This window comes from Blautia sp. OM07-19 (assembly GCF_003481595.1).
Lineage (GTDB): Bacteria > Bacillota > Clostridia > Lachnospirales > Lachnospiraceae > Blautia_A > Blautia_A intestinihominis.
The window spans coordinates 33,865-52,153 of the sequence record NZ_QULA01000024.1 but is presented as its reverse complement, the minus strand read 5'-3'; the positions used below and the strand labels follow the sequence as shown (position 1 = coordinate 52,153).

Annotated in this window: 18 protein-coding genes and 2 pseudogenes; 15 read left to right on the top strand and 5 right to left on the bottom strand. The window is 44.1% G+C overall.

All coding sequences use genetic code 11. The annotated features are described in order from the left end of the window. The first annotated feature begins 143 nt into the window (after positions 1–143). From DXC01_RS14695 to DXC01_RS14675, 5 genes are all read left to right on the top strand, one after another. Positions 144–644: a nitroreductase family protein gene (locus tag DXC01_RS14695; protein ID WP_022214191.1), complete on the top strand. Its 501-nt coding sequence runs from the start codon at positions 144–146 to the stop codon at positions 642–644. A gap of 34 nt (positions 645–678) precedes the next feature. Further along, a complete protein-coding gene (locus tag DXC01_RS14690) occupies positions 679–1,200 on the top strand; it encodes a cysteine hydrolase family protein (protein WP_118699176.1) in 522 nt (173 codons plus the stop codon). A 55-nt stretch (positions 1,201–1,255) separates the two neighbouring features. Further along, positions 1,256–1,987: a class I SAM-dependent methyltransferase gene (locus DXC01_RS14685; RefSeq protein ID WP_118699175.1), complete on the top strand. Its 732-nt coding sequence runs from the start codon at positions 1,256–1,258 to the stop codon at positions 1,985–1,987. A gap of 109 nt (positions 1,988–2,096) precedes the next feature. Then, entirely contained in the window at positions 2,097–2,903 is an 807-nt protein-coding gene (locus DXC01_RS14680) for an alpha/beta hydrolase (RefSeq protein WP_118253560.1), read from the top strand. A gap of 121 nt (positions 2,904–3,024) precedes the next feature. Continuing rightward, positions 3,025–3,816: an Ig-like domain-containing protein gene (locus DXC01_RS14675; protein ID WP_118699174.1), complete on the top strand. Its 792-nt coding sequence runs from the start codon at positions 3,025–3,027 to the stop codon at positions 3,814–3,816. A gap of 137 nt (positions 3,817–3,953) precedes the next feature. Here the strand turns inward: DXC01_RS14675 and DXC01_RS14670 are convergent, their stop codons facing one another. After that, on the bottom strand, positions 3,954–4,955 hold the full coding sequence (locus DXC01_RS14670) for a transposase (protein ID WP_243111631.1): 1,002 nt from the start codon (positions 4,953–4,955) through the stop codon (positions 3,954–3,956). Positions 4,956–5,098: 143 nt separating this feature from the next. On the opposite strand from DXC01_RS14670, the gene DXC01_RS14665 reads away from it, so the two are divergent. From DXC01_RS14665 to phnX, 3 genes and pseudogenes are all read left to right on the top strand, one after another. Then, on the top strand, positions 5,099–5,965 hold the full coding sequence (locus DXC01_RS14665) for an SIR2 family NAD-dependent protein deacylase (RefSeq protein ID WP_022213844.1): 867 nt from the start codon (positions 5,099–5,101) through the stop codon (positions 5,963–5,965). 28 nt (positions 5,966–5,993) lie between these two features. Beyond that, positions 5,994–7,083 (top strand): annotated as a pseudogene (locus DXC01_RS14660) (2-aminoethylphosphonate--pyruvate transaminase). A 21-nt stretch (positions 7,084–7,104) separates the two neighbouring features. Beyond that, positions 7,105–7,707 carry a phosphonoacetaldehyde hydrolase gene (phnX, locus tag DXC01_RS14655; protein ID WP_118699173.1) on the top strand — a complete coding sequence of 201 codons (603 nt, stop codon included), beginning with the start codon at positions 7,105–7,107 and terminating at the stop codon, positions 7,705–7,707. 623 nt (positions 7,708–8,330) lie between these two features. Here the strand turns inward: phnX and DXC01_RS14650 are convergent. Beyond that, complete coding sequence (locus tag DXC01_RS14650) at positions 8,331–10,121, bottom strand: flavin reductase (protein ID WP_022213847.1); 1,791 nt, start codon at positions 10,119–10,121, stop codon at positions 8,331–8,333. A 179-nt stretch (positions 10,122–10,300) separates the two neighbouring features. Here DXC01_RS14650 and DXC01_RS14645 point away from each other — a divergent pair, with 179 nt between their 5' ends. After that, on the top strand, positions 10,301–10,936 hold the full coding sequence (locus DXC01_RS14645; protein ID WP_118699172.1) for a Crp/Fnr family transcriptional regulator: 636 nt from the start codon (positions 10,301–10,303) through the stop codon (positions 10,934–10,936). Between the two features lie 57 nt (positions 10,937–10,993). Further along, entirely contained in the window at positions 10,994–11,278 is a 285-nt protein-coding gene (locus tag DXC01_RS14640) for a transporter substrate-binding domain-containing protein (RefSeq protein ID WP_243111630.1), read from the top strand. Positions 11,279–11,340: 62 nt separating this feature from the next. Here DXC01_RS14640 and DXC01_RS14635 read toward each other — a convergent pair whose 3' ends face one another. Continuing rightward, complete coding sequence (locus tag DXC01_RS14635; protein ID WP_118699170.1) at positions 11,341–12,528, bottom strand: M20 family metallopeptidase; 1,188 nt, start codon at positions 12,526–12,528, stop codon at positions 11,341–11,343. A gap of 2 nt (positions 12,529–12,530) precedes the next feature. Continuing rightward, positions 12,531–13,205, bottom strand: a complete 675-nt coding sequence (locus tag DXC01_RS14630) for a Crp/Fnr family transcriptional regulator (RefSeq protein ID WP_118699169.1) — start codon at positions 13,203–13,205, stop codon at positions 12,531–12,533. 237 nt (positions 13,206–13,442) lie between these two features. On the opposite strand from DXC01_RS14630, the gene DXC01_RS14625 reads away from it, so the two are divergent. From DXC01_RS14625 to DXC01_RS20335, 4 genes and pseudogenes are all read left to right on the top strand, one after another. Further along, complete coding sequence (locus DXC01_RS14625) at positions 13,443–14,057, top strand: ATP-binding protein (RefSeq protein ID WP_022213857.1); 615 nt, start codon at positions 13,443–13,445, stop codon at positions 14,055–14,057. Between the two features lie 34 nt (positions 14,058–14,091). Continuing rightward, a pseudogene (locus tag DXC01_RS14620) lies at positions 14,092–14,286 on the top strand (cupin domain-containing protein); the annotation flags it as partial. Between the two features lie 242 nt (positions 14,287–14,528). Continuing rightward, positions 14,529–15,320 carry a ParA family protein gene (locus tag DXC01_RS14615; protein ID WP_118699167.1) on the top strand — a complete coding sequence of 264 codons (792 nt, stop codon included), beginning with the start codon at positions 14,529–14,531 and terminating at the stop codon, positions 15,318–15,320. Beyond that, the gene (locus tag DXC01_RS20335) at positions 15,307–15,684 is read left to right on the top strand and encodes a hypothetical protein (RefSeq protein ID WP_022213860.1); all 378 of its coding nucleotides are present in this window, start codon (positions 15,307–15,309) and stop codon (positions 15,682–15,684) included. Before DXC01_RS14615 ends, DXC01_RS20335 begins: the two co-directional genes overlap by 14 nt. 107 nt (positions 15,685–15,791) lie before the next feature. On the opposite strand, the gene DXC01_RS14605 is transcribed toward DXC01_RS20335, so the two are convergent. Next, positions 15,792–16,283, bottom strand: coding sequence for a DUF2798 domain-containing protein (locus DXC01_RS14605; RefSeq protein WP_022213861.1), 492 nt, complete (start codon positions 16,281–16,283; stop codon positions 15,792–15,794). Between the two features lie 327 nt (positions 16,284–16,610). Between DXC01_RS14605 and DXC01_RS14600 the strand changes: the two genes are divergently transcribed. Next, positions 16,611–18,083: an Ig-like domain-containing protein gene (locus tag DXC01_RS14600; protein ID WP_022213862.1), complete on the top strand. Its 1,473-nt coding sequence runs from the start codon at positions 16,611–16,613 to the stop codon at positions 18,081–18,083. Positions 18,084–18,289 lie beyond the last annotated feature (206 nt).

The following is an 18,289-nucleotide window of genomic DNA, read 5'->3' as shown; positions in this document are numbered from 1 at the left end:
GTTTTAAAAGAAAAATGGTGCTGGGCATAACACCCAACACCAAGTTTGTCTACAGTCTGAGACACAGCATTAAGCTGTGTCTTATTTTTTTGCCCTGTGGTATAATGAGTCTATCTTAAATAATGAGCAAGGGAGCGTAAATTATGAACAGTATTTTTCACAGGATCAGTGTAAGAAAATATGAAGACAGACCAGTAGAAAAGGAAAAGATCATGGAGATTCTGAGAGCGGGAATGCAGGCACCGAGTGCTTGTAATCAGCAGCCATGGGAATTTTATGTGGTTACGGATAAAGAAAAGATCCAGAAACTGTCTAAAGTAACACCATATACCGGCTGTGCAGCAGGAGCGCCTGTAGTTATCGTCCCTGTGTATCATACAGAAGGGCTTATAGCACCATCTTTTGTACAGATCGACATGGCGATCGCGCAGCAGAATATCTGGCTGGAAACAGATGCCCAGGGGCTTGGAGGCGTATGGTTTGGCATTGCACCGGTGGAAGACCGCATGGAAGAAGTACACAGACTGCTGGATCTTCCAGAAAATGTAAAAGTATTTTCCATGTTTGCACTGGGCTATCCGGCAGAAACAAGACCTCAGCAGAATCGATTTGCGCCGGAAAGAATACACTTCATCGAACAATAAAAAATAGCACGGATAAAAGAGAAGGAGGAAATTCATGCAGGATATTTTAGTTGTAGTAGACATGCAGAATGATTTTATCGATGGCGCTCTTGGAACAAAAGAGGCTGTCACAATCGTTCCCAAAGTAGAAGAGAAGATTCGAAATTTCAAAGGAACAGTTCTTTTTACACGAGATACCCATGAAACATGGTACCTGGATACCCAGGAAGGAAAGAAGCTTCCGATACCACACTGCATCCGGGATACAGAAGGCTGGCAGATCAGAAGAGAATTGGACGATTTGCGAAAAACAGAACCGATTGATAAGGAAACCTTTGGCTCTACAGATCTGGCAGCTGATCTGGTGGCAATGAACATTGATGATGAGATAGGAAGTATTACATTTGTTGGTCTCTGCACAGATATCTGCGTGATCTCCAATGCACTTCTGGCGAAAGCAGCTCTTCCGGAAGTGCCGATCACAGTAGATGCTTCATGCTGTGCAGGAGTGACCCCGGAAAGCCACGAGAATGCACTGAAGGCTATGGAAATATGCCAGATAGATATTGTCAGATAAAACTACCAGATTAGAATTATGAGTTTTCATAACAGATAGAAAGAGAACAACCAACATGAACGACAAAATAGTAATATGTATACAAAAAGGCGGGCAGAGGGATCAGGCGGAGTCTTTTGCTCGGCGGACGGGGAGTGTGATCGCGGATAAGCCGGGGAAGGAACTGACAGTACTGTTTGATTCGAAGGGTGTTTCCCTGACAGGATATGGACTGACTTATCAGGGGGATTTTGAGAATATGCTCCACCGCGTCACGAATGGACGGCTTCAGCACGAAATGCTGGTCCGCGCCGCCAAATCGGAGAAAGAAGGGCGCAGGGCTATCGATGCAACTGCCGGTATGGGAGAGGATGCTTTTCTTCTGGCAGCGCAGGGATATGAAGTGACTTTGTATGAGCAGAATCCTGTAGTTGCCATACTTCTGAAGGACGCACTGCGTCGTGCGAAGAAACATCCAGTGTTAAAGGATATCGCCGCCCGGATGAAACTTGTCGAGGGCGACAGCGTAGAATGCATGTCCAAACTGTTGGACCCGGTAGACGTGATCTATCTCGATCCCATGTTCCCGGCAAGACAGAAATCCAGCCTTATCAACAAGAAACTCCAGCTTATCCAGAAACTGGAACCGCCGTGCTCCGAAGAAACAGACCTCTTCGATGCCGCAATCAAAGCCGCCCCGGACAAGATCATCGTCAAACGCCCTCTGAAGAGTGAATTCCTCGCCGGAAGGAAACCTTCCTATACCCTCAACGGCAAAGCCATCCGCTACGACTGCTATACCCTGTAAACGGTGACGTAAAGCTACAAAAATTATTACCAAACTTCCAATAACCAGTAGCTTTTATCAGACAAAACCGCTATACTGGATTTATAAAAAAAACAGGGAGGTTTTTGCTATGCAGGAAGTATTTGTTGAATCTTTTGACGCAACAAAATTATTCTTCAACAGGGAACTGGTCGAGGATGCCAGAGCTGCGATCGTCATTGTTCACGGTCTTTGCGAGCACCAGGGACGTTATGATTACTTTGCGGAGAAACTTCATCAGGCAGGGATCAGCACGTATCGCTTCGACCACAGAGGCCATGGCAGATCCGAGGGCGAGAGAACCTATTACAGCGATTTTAACGAAATCCTCGACGACACCAATGTATTCGTAGACCTTGCCATCAAAGAAAATCCGGATATCCCGGTATTTCTCCTCGGTCACAGCATGGGCGGCTACACCGTTTCTCTCTACGGAGCCAAATATCCGGACAAAAAACTCCGCGGTATCATCACCAGCGGTGCACTGGTTAAGGACAACGGCAAACTGATCACATCCGTAGACCGAAATCTGGATCCACATACGAAACTGCCGAATGAACTGGGCTCAGGGGTGTGCTCAGTCAGGGAAGTCGTAGACTGGTACGGCAAAGATCCATACAACACCAGCACTTTTACAACAGGACTCTGCTACAGCATCTGCGACGGTCTGGACTGGTTTGCTGACAAGATGAAAGACTTTGCATATCCGGTTCTTATGATGCACGGCGAAAAAGACGGCCTGGTAAGTGTTCAGGATACCATGGATTTCTTCGCAACAGCAGCATCCAAAGACCGCCAGATGAAGATCTACGGAGGACTTTTCCACGAGATCCTCAACGAATACTGCCGTGACGAAGTCATTGCAGATGTAATCGCATGGATGGATCACAGGATCTGAACAGATAAAAGAGAATTCTCGTTACAGAGAGAACAGTAATGAATTCTCTTCCTGAACATAAAGTAATTTTACAGCTTTGTGTATCATATAATGAAGGTATCATATTAAGAGGAGGGTACGCATGAAAAAGACCTTAAAAAGAATATTGGTATGTCTGATGTGCATAGTGATGTTCCAGACTGCGTTTATACCGACAAAAATTCAGGCAGCAGCAGTGAAACTGAACAAGACATCAGTTACCCTTGCTACAGGAAAGAACTACACATTAAAGTTACAGGGAACAAAGCAGAAACCAACATGGAAGAGCAGCAACACTCGCATTGCATCTGTGTCTTCAGGTGGAAAAGTTACCGCACGGAGGACAGGAGAGGCAACGATCACAGCGAAAGTTGGAAAGAAAAATTATAAATGCAACGTAACAGTCACTCCAGATTACAATCAGATCTATTACAAATATCTGGCATCTCATCATAAAGATATCAGATGGTATTATATTCTGAATGTGGATAAGACAGGTGCACCGGAGATGATTACCACTTCTTCAGGAGGTGGAACAACAAGCTACAATGTTTATACAATTTCCGGCAGCAAGGTAGTTCTGGCTGGAAGCTATGGTGCGAAAGGAATCAGTATGTCTCCACCTACAATTTCCTACGTATCCAAATATAAATGTCTGTATGCAGATGGCTGGACAAACTTCATAGGTGGAACATGGGCAAATATGTATGGAATGTCCGCTAAGAAGCTGGTATTAAAATATCATGCAAGAGAAGCGCACAGCAGAGGAGATTCCTATTACTATGGCAGGACAGACAGCAGTGCAAAGAGAGTATCCAAAGCTGCATATATAAGATACTATAATACGTATTTTAAAAACCACAAAACCTATAAAATGAAGGCAAATAATAAGTAACCACAAAACAAAATACAAATTTCATTTATACTTCAGGTATTCCGATCTGCCAAAGCAGAAGAATACCTGAAGTATTTTTTGTAAAAATTTAAATTTTTTGTAAATGATTTCACATCCTGTTTCATAAACCATTTCACTTAAGCAACTGCTAAAAATCGACAATTCCAATAAGAGAGAGTTATACTTATTCTTAGGATTTCCTGTGTAGATAAATCTACATTTGTACTGATGAATGCACGTAGTGCTTTGGGATTGCCAAATGCTTTTTCAGGATAACTTAAAAGAACTACCGCATTTTCTATGCCGTTGAGGTTTCCCTTATATCGGTACACATAATATTTTCGTTTATTGACTGTCACAAGGTCAAATCCATTATGTGTGGTGGACAATTCGGCAGCCAGTTCACTGAGTTTCTTTTTCATTTCTGATGGATACAGCAGACGGTTTGTTTTCAAAGCACCAATGGTATGGAACCCTTTTTGTGCAAAGGTATTGATTATTTTTTCAGAAACATACCAGCAGTCACAAAGGAAATAAGACATTACTGGTGGAACAGGCAGTTCCTTTGCGATGTTTTGGACAATGTCAATTTTAGAAATTGATTTATTGTACATTACAAAAGCATAATTCAGGACAATGCCATTGCAGGAAAGCATGACAGCAACTGCCTGATGTCCATAATCCTGTTTTTTCTTTAAATGGGACTGGTGAAAGTACGCATCTTCAATTGGATGTAATGCCCGTGACAAAGGCTTAGTCTTTGAAGCTATCGTATCATCCACAATGCAGAAAACAGGATTTCCGGTACGTGCAGCTTCTGAATAAATAATCTCAATGACAGGCTGTTTTAATGCATCTGAAAGTAATGAATCATCCCATTTCCCGGAATTAAGGAAATGAGCAATCGTAGTTCTGTGGCAGAAGCTGTTTTTAGCAAAATCCGTGGTTTTTCCATGGTATCCTGAGATAAAAATGCTGATCAGGATACTCATAAGATGATTTATGACCCGGTTCGAATAGAATTTGCATAAATTTAATTTCTTAAACTGGTTGTATATGAATGACGAATGATGTATAGTATTTGCGAGAGGCACCTTCTTTCTTGTGAATGTTGCAAATGTTTGTTTCGTCACTTTCATTATACAACATAATTAGATTTAAGGTGTCTTTCTTTTATGCAAAATCACGAACTTGCTCATTTATAGAATATAGAAAAAATAAAAACAGTCTGATGATACAGGCTGTTTTTTTACGAAATAAATAGATAAGAGAGGTGTCTGCGATGTTTTCAAAGACCAGGAACAGAATGACAGAGGAACATTATGAGAAGGAGATCGGGCGACTTCGGACAGCGCTTGAGGAGGCTGATGCAGTTGTGATCGGTGCCGGTGCGGGACTATCGACATCGGCAGGATTTACGTATGCAGGAGAAAGATTCCGGGCACATTTCTCAGATTTTGCGGCGAAATATGATTTCTCGGATATGTATTCCGGCGGTTTTTATCCGTATGAGACGCTGGAAGAATACTGGGCGTACTGGAGCCGTTATATCTATATCAACCGTTACATGGATGCACCGAAACCGGTGTATGAGAAGCTGCTGGAACTGGTGCGGGACAAGGACTATTTTGTGCTGACAACGAATGTAGATCACTGTTTCCAGAAGGCAGGATTTGATAAGAAACGACTGTTTTATACACAGGGGGACTATGGACTTTTTCAGTGCAGCGAGCCGTGCTGTCAGGAAACTTATGATAATGAAGAGCTCGTCTGTGAGATGGTACAGCAGCAGAAAGATATGAGGGTTCCAACAGAACTCGTCCCACACTGCCCGTACTGTGGAAAGCCGATGACGATGAATCTTCGGGCTGACAATACCTTTGTGCAGGACGAAGGCTGGCATCAGGCAGCAGAGCGGTACTCCAATTTCCTTCGTACACGCGACGGATTAAAGACACTTTATCTGGAATTAGGGGTCGGGTATAACACACCAGGGATCATCAAGTATAGTTTCTGGCAGATGACGCTTAAGAACCATCAGAACACCTACGCCTGCCTGAACTACGGCCAGGCCGAATGCCCAAACGAGATCCGAAGCCAGGCGATCTGCATCAATTCTGATATAGGAGAAGTGCTGGAGAGGATTTAAAAATAACTGAAAAGAGGAAAAAACCATCATGAAAAATTATAAATTACTGACACCTGGACCACTGACAACTACCGATACGGTAAAGAAATGCTGTTTGACCACTGCACCTGGGATGATGATTACAAAGTATCACTCAGGAGATCAGAAAAAAACTGCTGGAACTTGCATATGTATCTGAGGATGAATACACTGCCATTCTGATGCAGGGAAGTGGTACTTTTGGTGTGGAATCTGTACTTACCAGCGTGATCGGAGCAGACGAGAAACTCCTGATCTGTGCAAAGGGAGCATACGGAGAACGTATGGAGGATATCGTAAAACATGCCGGGATCGACTATACGATCTACCATGAAAAATACGACAGAGTGCCGGATGCAGGCAAGGTAAATGAGATCCTGAAGAACGATCCTGCCATCACACATGTATCCATGGTCCACAGTGAGACAACCTCTGGAATCCTGAATGATATTGAGTCTGTCGCAAAAGTAGTCAAAGAAAATGGACGTACTATGATCGTAGATGCAATGAGCAGTTTCGGTGGTGTGGATATCCCGGTCGGAGAATGGGGAATCGACTTTATCATCAGCAGTGCAAACAAATGCATCCAGGGCGTACCGGGATTTTCCTTCATCATTGCAAACAAACAGAAACTGATCGAATCCAAAGGCAAAGCAAGAAGCCTTTCTCTTGACCTCTATGACCAGTGGGAGACTATGAACAAGGATGGCAAATGGAGATTTACTTCTCCGACACATGTAGTTCTTGCATTTTATCAGGCATTAAAGGAGATGGAAGCAGAGGGAGGAATCCCTGCAAGACATCAGAGATATGTGGAAAATAACCGTCTTCTGATCGAGAAAATGAAGGAACTTGGCATCCGTCCATACATCGACGAGGAGCATCAGGGACCGATCATCACAACCTTCTTTTATCCGGAAAATGCAAGCTTTTCCTTTGCAGATATGTATCAGTATATCAAAGAACGCGGCTATGCGATCTACTCTGGAAAAGTAACAGAGGCAGACACTTTCCGGATCGGAAACATCGGAGAAATCTACAAAGAAGACATCCTGAAAGTTTCAGAACTTATCAAAGAGTTTCTGGAACAGAACAGATAAAAATAAGTGAGGAAAAGCAAAATGAGTACATATAAAGCAGTAATTTTTGACTGGGCAGGCACAACTGTAGACTATGGATGCTTTGCACCGGTGCAGGCATTTGTAGAAGTGTTCTGTCATTTCGGAATCGAGCCGACCATGGAAGAAGTAAGAAAACCGATGGGAATGCTGAAGCGTGACCATATCCGCACCATGCTCCAGATGAAGAGGATTTTCGGTCTTTGGAAAGAAAAATACGGAGCTGACTGGACAGAAGATGACGTAGAAAAACTTTACTCTCTGTTTGAGGAGAAACTTCTGGGAATCCTCGATCAGTTTGCAGAAGTAAAGCCATATGTTCTGGAAACGATAGAGGAACTGAGAAAGAAAGATATCAAGATCGGTTCCACAACCGGTTATACCGACAAGATGATGGCGATCGTGACCGCCAAAGCAAAGGAAAACGGATACGAGCCGGATGCATGGTTCAGCCCGGATTCCACAGGAAATGTGGGACGTCCGTACTCATATATGATCTTCAAAAATATGGAAGCATTAAAGATCCAGTCCGTGAAAGAAAAATTCATCGATGCAGGCGCGGATGAAGTGATCCTGAATATGAAGGAACTGACGAAATTATTGTGAGATTTTCCTATCCTATAAAACATCTTCCGGGATATTGTCAGCGGAACTCCATTCCGGAAGCAGTTTCTGTCAGTACATGGTGGCGAATGGAATGTTTGGCCTGACAGAAATGAAAGATCAGCTGAAATGCAAAACGGCTGTTTCCATGGTTATGGCAGGAGTGGGAGTCATAGAATTGATGATCATAAATCTATTTTTATAATAATGCCTTCATACTTATTTTCGAATATTCATTCACATAAAGGGGTTGTTGCTGCAAAGATGAGAGATCATTTTTGCGGCAGCAGCCCCGATTTCAAGAGTTTTATTGGCTTGATATGAACTTACTATAATTTGAACCAACCAGTTTAGAGTAATTTTATTGACTTGTTATGTATTTGCTATAGTTTAAGCCAATTAATTCCGAGATTTTGGTGGACTTTATTTGTACTTATCTGTTTGCTAGTCATTTATAGCCTGAAATTTGGATGGTCTAATTTGCCATTACTTTTTCCAAGGTCATTAAAGGATAGCAAAATAAAGCAAAACCGCCGCCAGGCAGATGTTCCTATCTGTTTCTGGCAGCGGTTTTATTTATGGATTGAATGGTTTAGCAGATCACAATGATCTGAATTGGAGGTTTTTTACTGGATCGGCTCGAAATCTACAGCGCCGTGTTTGCACAGCGGGCAGATGATGTCTTCCGGGAGTTCGTCGCCTTCGTAGATGTAGCCGCAGACTTTGCAGACAAAGCCTTTCTTTCCTTCGGTCTGCGGTTTTGGTTTGACGTTGTTCTGGTAGTAGGTGTAGGTCATAGTCTCCTGGTCGCTCATGACACGGGCTTCGGTGACACTGCAGATGAACATGCCATGGGTTCCGAGGTCAACATATTGCTCTACCTTGAGGGACATGAATGCGTTGATGTATTTGTCCAGGAATACAAGTCCGTTGCCGGAACGGTTGACTTTCTGGCCTGCGAATTTGTCAGCAGTTCTGCCGGACTGGAAACCGAATCTTTCAAAAACAGAGAACGGTGCTTCGACGGACAGACAGTTTACATTCAGGACACCAGTCTGCTGGATCACATGGTGAGAGTAGTTGGCTTTGTTGATGTTGACTGCTACACGGTACGGGTTATCGGTCAGCTGGGTAACAGTGTTTACGATCAGTCCGTTGTCACGTTTTCCATCGTTGGAAGTCACAACATAGAGACCGTATCCGATACGGAAAAGTGCAGACATATCATTTTTGTTTGCGAGAGTATCGTTCTTGGCGATATATTCTTTGCAGAGTTCATCGGTCATTGCCTCGATCTCTTTTCTGTTTTCTTCTTTTACAGCGGACCAGATGTGGACGTTGTTCTTTAACCAGTCGATCTTTTTGCACGGAGCCATCATTTCTTTCATGACTTTGGCTGCCAGAGGAGCCCAGGAGCCGTTTTCGATGATTCCTACCGTGCGGTTCTGGAAATTATGCTCTACCAGTCTGGTGATAAAGTCATTCATGAACGGATAGATGCTCGCATTGTAAGTGGTGGTTGCAAGGACCAGTTTGGAATAACGGAAAGCGTCGCTGAGAGCCTGGGACATATCGTCTCTTGCAAGGTCATAGACGAGAACCCGCGGACATCCTTTGGATTTGAGTTTTTCTGCAAGGAGATATACAGCGTCTCTGGTGTGACCATATACGGAAGTATAGGCGATCACGATTCCGTCTGTCTCCGGTGTGTAGGAGGACCAGGTGTCATAGAGTCCGATATAATGGCCAAGATCTTCAGTGAGTACAGGACCATGAAGCGGACAGATCTTCTGGATATCAAGTGTTGCGGCAACTTTGAGAAGCGCCTGAACCTGTTTTCCGTATTTTCCTACGATACCGATGAAGTAACGTCTTGCTTCGTCATCCCATGGCTCCTCTACATCGAGCGCACCGAATTTGCCGAAACCGTCTGCGGAAAACAGAACTTTTTCTGTGCTGTCATAAGTCACCATAACTTCCGGCCAGTGTACCATCGGAGCAAAGACAAAAGTAAGCTGATGGAATCCAAGAGAAAGTGTACCGCCGTTTTCTACTTCGATCTTGCGTCCCTCGAGGTCGAGATCAAAGAAGTTCTGGATCATGTTGAATGCTTTTTTGTTGGAAACAACTGTGGTGTCCGGATAAACTTTGAGGAAGTTTGCCACGTTTGCTGCATGGTCCGGTTCCATATGCTGAACGATCAGGTAATCCGGTCTGCGTCCGTCGAGGATCTGCTGGATATTGTCGAGCCATTCATGTGTGAAGTTGGCATCTACGGTATCCATAACCGCGATCTTGTCATCCAGGATCACGTAAGAGTTGTAGGACATTCCGTTCGGAACCTTATACTGTCCTTCAAAAAGGTCAACCTGATGGTCATTTACACCTGCGTATCTGATAGTATCTGTGATCTTCATATTTCGTACCCTCCAATTTGTTATGAGTTTTATGTAAAACGTTTTTTGTATCCTTGACTTTGTTAAAAGTATAACAGAATACAGAAGAGAATTCTGTTGCAAAAGTCACAAAAATGCTCTTAATTGAGAAAAATTATGTTATAATAATGGAAAAACAATGGAAAGAGATGAGGGGAAAAATGGAGCACATCACACTTTTTACAGATATTCTGCCCGAAGAACAGGAAAGAATGCGTGTCTGTTTTCATGCAAGGGAAATGACGTTCCGAAACGGAGAAACCATCATGGAATATTCAAACTCCATGAAAAAGATCGGTCTGATCCTCTATGGCAGGGCGATACTTTACTGCTGTGACACCGAGGGAAATGAGTACATGATCGATGAACTCAATAAAGATGCCGTTTTTGGTGAGCCGTTTCTGCTTCCGACGGATTCACAGCATTATTATGTCCGTGCGGCGCAGGAGACCAGGATCATGTTTATCGACTACGAGCATGTGATCAGACGCTGCGACCAGGCATGCCACCATCACAGCCAGATGGTCAGCAATCTGTTGCAGCTTACTGCAATCCAGTCCCGACAGCAGAATGAGCGGATCTACATGCTTTCCAGATCCAGTACACGTAAGAAACTGATAACCTATCTCAATACACTTTCCGCAGAAAAACACAGCAAAGACCTCACACTTCCTATGTCCTATACCGCACTGGCACAGTATTTAAGTGTCGACCGCAGTGCCATGACGAGAGAACTTAAGAACCTCGAAGCCGAGGGGATCATAGAGAAAAACGGAAAGCAGATCCATATGATTTGACACAGGCAGAAGAGGAAGAGTATACTGAAAACAGTATATTAAATGAGTAGGAAAGAAATGAAAAAATTTATTAAAAAACTGTGCCCGCTGTTTCTTGGACCTGTCCTGCTGACCGGGATTGCACAGAGTATTCTGGCGTCGGATGAGCGTACAGATCTCATGATAGGCTGTGATGAATATAAGCCATATAATTACTTTGATGAAAATGGCAATCTGGTAGGAATTGATGCGGATCTTGCACAGGAAGCTTGTCATCGGATGGGGTATGAGCCCGTTTATGAATATAACCTATTTCCGATGCCAGAGTCATCGATTATTTTAGATTCTGGGCATCGGATCTAGCACGCAGCATATTTTCCGATGCGAAAAAGATAGTCTGGCATGTCTGCGGATCATGTAGACACTTATTTTGATTTTTCTTCCAGAAAATCATACGCGAACTGTGCGTACATTGCGGCTCCGCGTTTGAGGACGGATTCATCCACAGTGTAGTGGTCGTTGTGGTTTTTTGCGGTGAAACCAAGTTCTTTATTCTGGCTTCCGACGAGACCGAAAACGGCGGGAACTTTCTCCATAAAGTAGGCGAAATCTTCGCTGATCATCATCTTCGGAAAGGGTTTCAGAGCGTCCGGACCGTACATTTTGGTGGCGGCGTTTCTTGCGATCTGGACGAGATCTTCGTGTTCATTGATGAGCGGAGCTGGAAAATATTCAAAGGTAAGAGTGGCCTTTGCTCCCATAGAATCGGCTGTGTTTTCGACGATCTTGCGGAGCAGAGGCTCTGTTTTTTTACGCATTTCCGGGGAGTGGGTGCGGGTGGTTCCCTCCATAATAACTTTGTCAGCGAGGATGTTAAAACGCTGGCCGCCGGTGATCTTGCCGACGGTGACGACAAGCGGATTCAGTGGGTCGTTCATGCGGGAGACGATAGCCTGGATCTCTGTGATGATATGAGCCGCAGTCAGGATCGCATCAACCCCCTGATGTGGAGTAGAGCCGTGAGCAGAAATCCCTTCTACTTCAATGCGGAAATTATCGCAGCTTGCCATGCGCGGACCAGTCTCAAAATTCATATAAGGCGCATCGAGATCGCCCCAGATATGTGTCCCGTAAATGGCATCTACATCGTCCAGAAAACCGTGTTTTACATAGTATTCTGCACCGTGACAGGACTCTTCAGCAGCCTGAAAAATGATCTTTACATTGCCTTTTAAGTGCTTTTTCCGGGACGTCAGCATGCGGATTCCGCCAAGGAGCATTGCGATATGGCAGTCATGTCCGCAGGCATGCATGACACCTGGATTCTGGCTGCAGAAAGACAGGCCTGTGTGTTCTTCGATGGGAAGGGCATCGATATCTGCACGGAGCGCGACCGTCTTACTGTCAGGTGTACTTTTTCCACCCTCGATCATTGCCCAGAGACCGTTGTAATCCGGGTAAAAATGTGGTATAAGACCCATTTCTTCCAGGCGTTTTCCAATCGCCTGAGTCGTATTTTTTTCTTCAAAAGAAAGCTCTGGATGTGCATGAAAATAGCGGCGCTGTTCAATGATCCAGGTCTCATTTTGTTCTGCCATATCTTTAAAATTCATAGTCAAAATCCTTTCGTAAAAGTATGATGCAAGGTAAAAATATTCTTATGATAATCAATCAGGCCATCGCTTTTCATCCTGCTAAGTTCCTTGGAAAGAGCACTCCGGTCGAGGCTCAGATAGTCGGCAAGCTGCTGACGATTGAGTGGGATTTCGATGCGGTTACTGCCCTGAAGTTCTGCCTGATAGGAGAGATAAGAGAGCAGTCTTCCACGGATCTTTTTGGATGAGGTGTGCAGGATACGGCGGGAGAGAGTGAGGTTTTTGCGGGCACTGATGATGACAAGATTCTGGATCAGGCGTGTGTAATTTCCCTTTCCGCTGGAGGCAAGACGGAAGATTTCCGGGACATTTACAAACAAAATTTCCGTATCTTCCGTGGCGATCACGTCCACCATCATCGGCTCTCCAGGCACACAGGCATAAGCCTCGGCAAAAACTTCTCCGGGTTTGACCAGCCCCAGGATACTGGTATTTCCCCAGATATCATTATTCTCGATCTGGGCAGTACCAGACAGCACGATCCCAATATTCGACACCGGTTTCCCGGCAGTATAAACCGCCGAATCCCGAACAAACCTCCGGGTAGAAGCCCGAAGCCTACGTAAGAGCTCCTCTGTTTCGGAAGGCGTATATCCGCGAAATAAAGAAGTCTGGGAGATGAGAGAGAAATCCATAAACAGTCACTCCTGAAATTTATTTGTTTTAATTGTAAGCATATTCTGGCAACAGGTCAAGGAATGATTCTGCAAAACATTTTAATCCATGAGTTCAGCAGAAAAGTTGTAGATATTTTTAATTCCGTTGTCATAACCACGGAATTTTCCTCCTCATTCCAGTATCCTGTACTCAACAGGTGAGAACACCTGCGATACCGAGTCAGAGATACAGACAAAATGAGGAGGAATTTTTTTATGATCAGAAGGATCATTCAGATAGATGAAGAAAAATGCAACGGATGCGGAGCGTGTGCGGCGGCTTGCCATGAGAGCGCGATTGGCATGGTTGACGGAAAGGCGAAGCTCCTTCGCGATGACTACTGTGACGGCTTGGGCGACTGCCTCCCGGCATGTCCGACCGGCGCGATCACATTTGTGGAGAGAGAAGCAGCGGCGTATGACGAAGCAGCCGTTCTCGCGAACCAGAAAAAAGCTACAAAATCACAATCCCAGCTCCAGCAGTGGCCGGTACAGATCAAACTTGTTCCGACAAATGCACCGTATTTCGACGGCGCGAAACTCCTGATCGCGGCAGACTGCACCGCTTACGCCTACGCAAACTTCCACGAAGATTTTATCAAAGGCAGGATCGTCCTGGTAGGCTGTCCGAAGCTGGATGCCGCAGACTACAGTGAAAAACTTGAAGAGATCATCCGAAACAACAATATCGCCAGCGTAACCATTGTCCGCATGGAAGTTCCATGCTGCGGTGGTCTGGAAATGGCAGCCAAAAAAGCCCTCCAGAACAGTGGCAAATTCATCCCATGGCAGGTAACCACCATCTCCGTGGATGGAAAGATCCTCGACTGATTTTTTATTCATAAAAATAAGAAGGAACATTGGACAAATCGGCACACACGATTCCACAGGTGATGCCATGGTAACTGTCCTCGAAGGAGTCGGCGAATTCACCGTAGACGGTGTAAAATACCAGTGCAAAGCAGGCGAAGCAATCGTAATGCCAGCCAAGATCCCACACGCAGTATATGCAGTAGAGGCATTCAAAATGCTCCTGACCGTAGTTTTTCCACAGAAATAAGATTCACAACTTACCGGCAGACCGCAAATCTGCCGGCTTTTTTTCTGCAAAGGCTTGTTCATGAGAGCTGATAGAACATTATCCCGACTACCGCGTGACAAAAACGGTCTGACATGCACAAATGTTGGATAAAAGGTATAAATAGTGACAAACTCATTGAAAATTTTGAAGAAATTTCGTATAATATGACATAGATAAATTTACAAAAATACCCAAAACGATAAACAGGGGAGGAAAATCCCATGGCAAAGACAATAACTATCTGTTTTACCAACAACAAAGGCGGCAGCGGCAAATCCACGACCTGCTCAAACCTCGGCGCAGCCATGTCACGCGCCGGAAAGAAAGTTCTGCTGGTTGACGGTGACATGCAGCTGAATCTTTCACTGGCAGTTTTTCCAGAGGACTGGGTTCTGGAGCACGCCCAGGGAGAGAAGAATCTCTACCATGCAATTGGTAAACAGGAAGACCTGACAGACTACATCGTACACACACCGTACGAAAGTCTTGATCTGATTCCGTCATCTACGCTGATGAGTTCCATCGAGTACGAACTTTTTACCAAATGGCAGCGAGAATTTATCCTGAAGAAATGTATCCAGAAAATCAAGGATTCAGGCGTTTACGATTATATTCTCATCGATGCACCGCCAACCCTCGGCGGATGGGTCATGAACATTCTGTGTGCATCTGATAAGGTAATCATTCCTGTAGAGGCAAGCCCATGGGGAATGTTCGGACTTGCAAATATGTTTGAATTTCTGGGCGAAGTTAAGCAGATCGCACCAGATCTCGAAGTTGCGGGTATCGTAGTGACCAAAGTCGACACTCGCAAGAATTATTTTAAACAAACCATGGAAACTTTGCATCAGCTGGACAATATTCATGTATTTGACAACCTGATCCGCGTTGACAGTACCATTGAATGGTCTCAGGACAACAGCATTCCGGTTGTAGAATACAAGAAATCCAGCAGAAGCGCGAAGGAATATACAGAATTAGCCAGGGAGGTAATGGATTATGTCAGTAGGTAAGGACAGCATTCTGCGCGCTGCAAACGCAGAAGCCAAAAACACAGAAACAAAAGCAGAACCAGTAAAACCAGCAGAAGAAGCAAAAGCTCCGGCAGAAGTCAAAGAAGCACCAAAGGCAGAAGCTAAAGAACCGGCAGCCAAAAAAACTCCTGCCAGAAAACCGAGAGCAACAAAGGCAAAAGCCACAACAGCCAAGAAAGCAGCACCAAAGAAAACCACAACCCGCAAAAAATCCGTAAAAACTTCCGTTCTCACACCAGAGAATTCAGAAGAACTTCAGAAAGCTTTTGTCAAGGACAAAACACCGGAAGAAGTACAGGGTTCTGTTCAGGTAAATGAAGAACTTCCGGTTTATCTTCTGTAATCTCATGTGAAGATATCGAAAAGGGCTAAATAGCTAAATAAAACGAAATCAGGTTTCCACACGACAGATAACATCGTGCGAAAACCTGATTTTTTATTGGAATTTTATTACATTTCAGATGCAGTCTGGTGCGCACCTTCTTTCTCAGGGAAAATATGTCTGAAGATGAAGCGTACAAGCGGCCCTACATAAATGAGCTGCAGGAAAAATGCTGCCGGGAAATTCATGGCAGTAGTTTCAATCCATACAGCGATGAACTGACTTCCGGCATTTTTGAAAAGAAGTGTTGCGGCAAAACTCATCAGTGGGCACATCAGAGCGATAGATGCAACAGAGATCGCAAGGATCATGCTGAACGGATGACAGTTTCTGAAATCGACCATACGTGATGCACAGGCAAAAGCCAGCTTGGACACGATAAAGAAATCAAGAACAAACGCGATCGGTCCCATGATGATCAGTTCATGAAATGCGGAAAGAAATATAGAATTTGTCATCTCACCTACATTGAGTCTGATATTATAACAGATCATGCTGTAGACCATAAAAAATACCATAATAACTGTAAAAACTACTTCCTGAAACTTGTTTTTAGGCATAAAAAAATCCTCCTTGAATAAATAAATTAAGATACAAGAGCATGTGTTGTTCGTTAATCATTCAGGGAGAATGTGCGTTTCCAATTAGACCATATTCAATTGACAGTTGCGAATTATACTATATACGAAGAAGAAATGCAAGAGAAAAATTGAATTTTTCAAAGTTAATTTAAAATCTGCACTTAGAAAATAAGCAAAAATTAATATTCACGAAACTTTACAGAGAAAGAAGCATGTGATAAAATGACCTCAATAGTGGAGGATTTTACCATACGATAAAGTAGAAACTATTTACAGATGTTTTTAATAAGAAGAAGAGGGATAAAAATGAGTGCAGGGTTACATTCAAAATGGAATCGTACTTTAACCTGGATGTTGTCGGCGGCTCTTATAGCTCAGGGAGGCACAGTAGTATACGCCGGTGATCTGGGGGATGAAGCGGCAGTCGAGGCTTTTTCTGAGGATAATTACGAAGCTGATGATGCAGCCAGTGATCTGGAGTTCTCAGGCGATGAGGAAACTGTAATTGAGGACAGCACAGATGAAAGCACAGAGAATATTGATGCAGAGACCAGCGAAGGAGACGAACAGACAGATGCAGATGCTGATTTCCAGTCTGAGGCAGATTTCACTTCTGAAGTTCAGGTGGAAGAGGAGACTTCAATCGCAGATGGGCTTTATCTTGGCGATATACCTGCTGATAATTCTATCGGTCAGATCATAGACGGTAATGTTGTATTTAATGGAGTTTCTGAGGAAACCAGTCTCTTTGTACCGGTTTATGGTGAGAAGGGCGGCAGCAAAATTGCAGTCAGAGATATGACATGGGAATCCAGTGATGAATCTGTTGTGAGTATTTTTGATACAGATTCCGACGATCAGTTACAGTTAAGAAGCCATAAGGCAGGTGGTGCTGTTGTAACAGGAACTTACCAGCCAACAGATGAGAATGGAGCTGTATCCGGCGAGCCAATGACCATCAGCATTCGTGTTTTTGTTAAGGGAATTGTGCTTGCAGCAGGCTCTGACAGCATTCAGTTATCTTTAAATGAGGATCTGTCTGTACAGGCAATTGGCTATAAACTGATTGATGGAACAGGTGAGGATGGAACAGCGGCAGATGGACAGGATGTTATCTGGAATGTGGATGATCCGCAGATTGCAGAAGTGGATGACAATGGAAATCTGATCGCGAAAGCCCCTGGTGAGACAACTGTAACTCTTACATGGGGTGCATTTACAGCAACAAGCAAAGTAAGTGTTACCGGTACTGGAATAAAGCTGACACCAGCCAGCCGTAGTATTAAGCAGACTGGTGCAACTATCATTTTTGCAGAGACATGGGATGGCACAGAGAAGAATGACAGTCCGTCAGTTACATGGACCAGTTCTGATCCGTCTGTCGCAACAGTTGATGATAAGGGAATTGTTACCGGCATCGGTACGGGTACAACCGATATCGTTGCAGCCTGGAATGGTGTTCAGTCCGAACCGCTCCAGATCAAAGTCACACCGGCAACGGATGTATCTGTAACGACACAATGGGAAGACAGCGGCGCACTGACCGTTCGTCCGGATCAGGTTGATATTCAGCTGCTTTCCAATGGATTTGAATATGACAGCATTACACTTGGCACAGATACCGAGTGGAGACATGTGTGGGTACTCCTGGATTCTCAGGATGAGGATGGTCTTCCGATTACCTATGATGTTGTAGCTGCGGCTCCGATTGGTTATACCGCAGAAGTACAGGGCAGTGCTTCAGAAGGATTTACTGTGGTATATCGTCCAGCGAAATAACGGAAGCAATTTTATAGCATAAGCCCTTGGTGTTACAGCACTGAGGGCTTATTTTATTGTATAATTGCAATAAATTCTCATTAACGGGCAAAAAGTGTTCTGAATTTCAAAAAACTCTGCCCACAAATAATGTCACATCTTGAAATATGAAAAATAATACGTATAATTTTAACTATCGAATCGGCGAGTATGAAAGAGAAAAACCG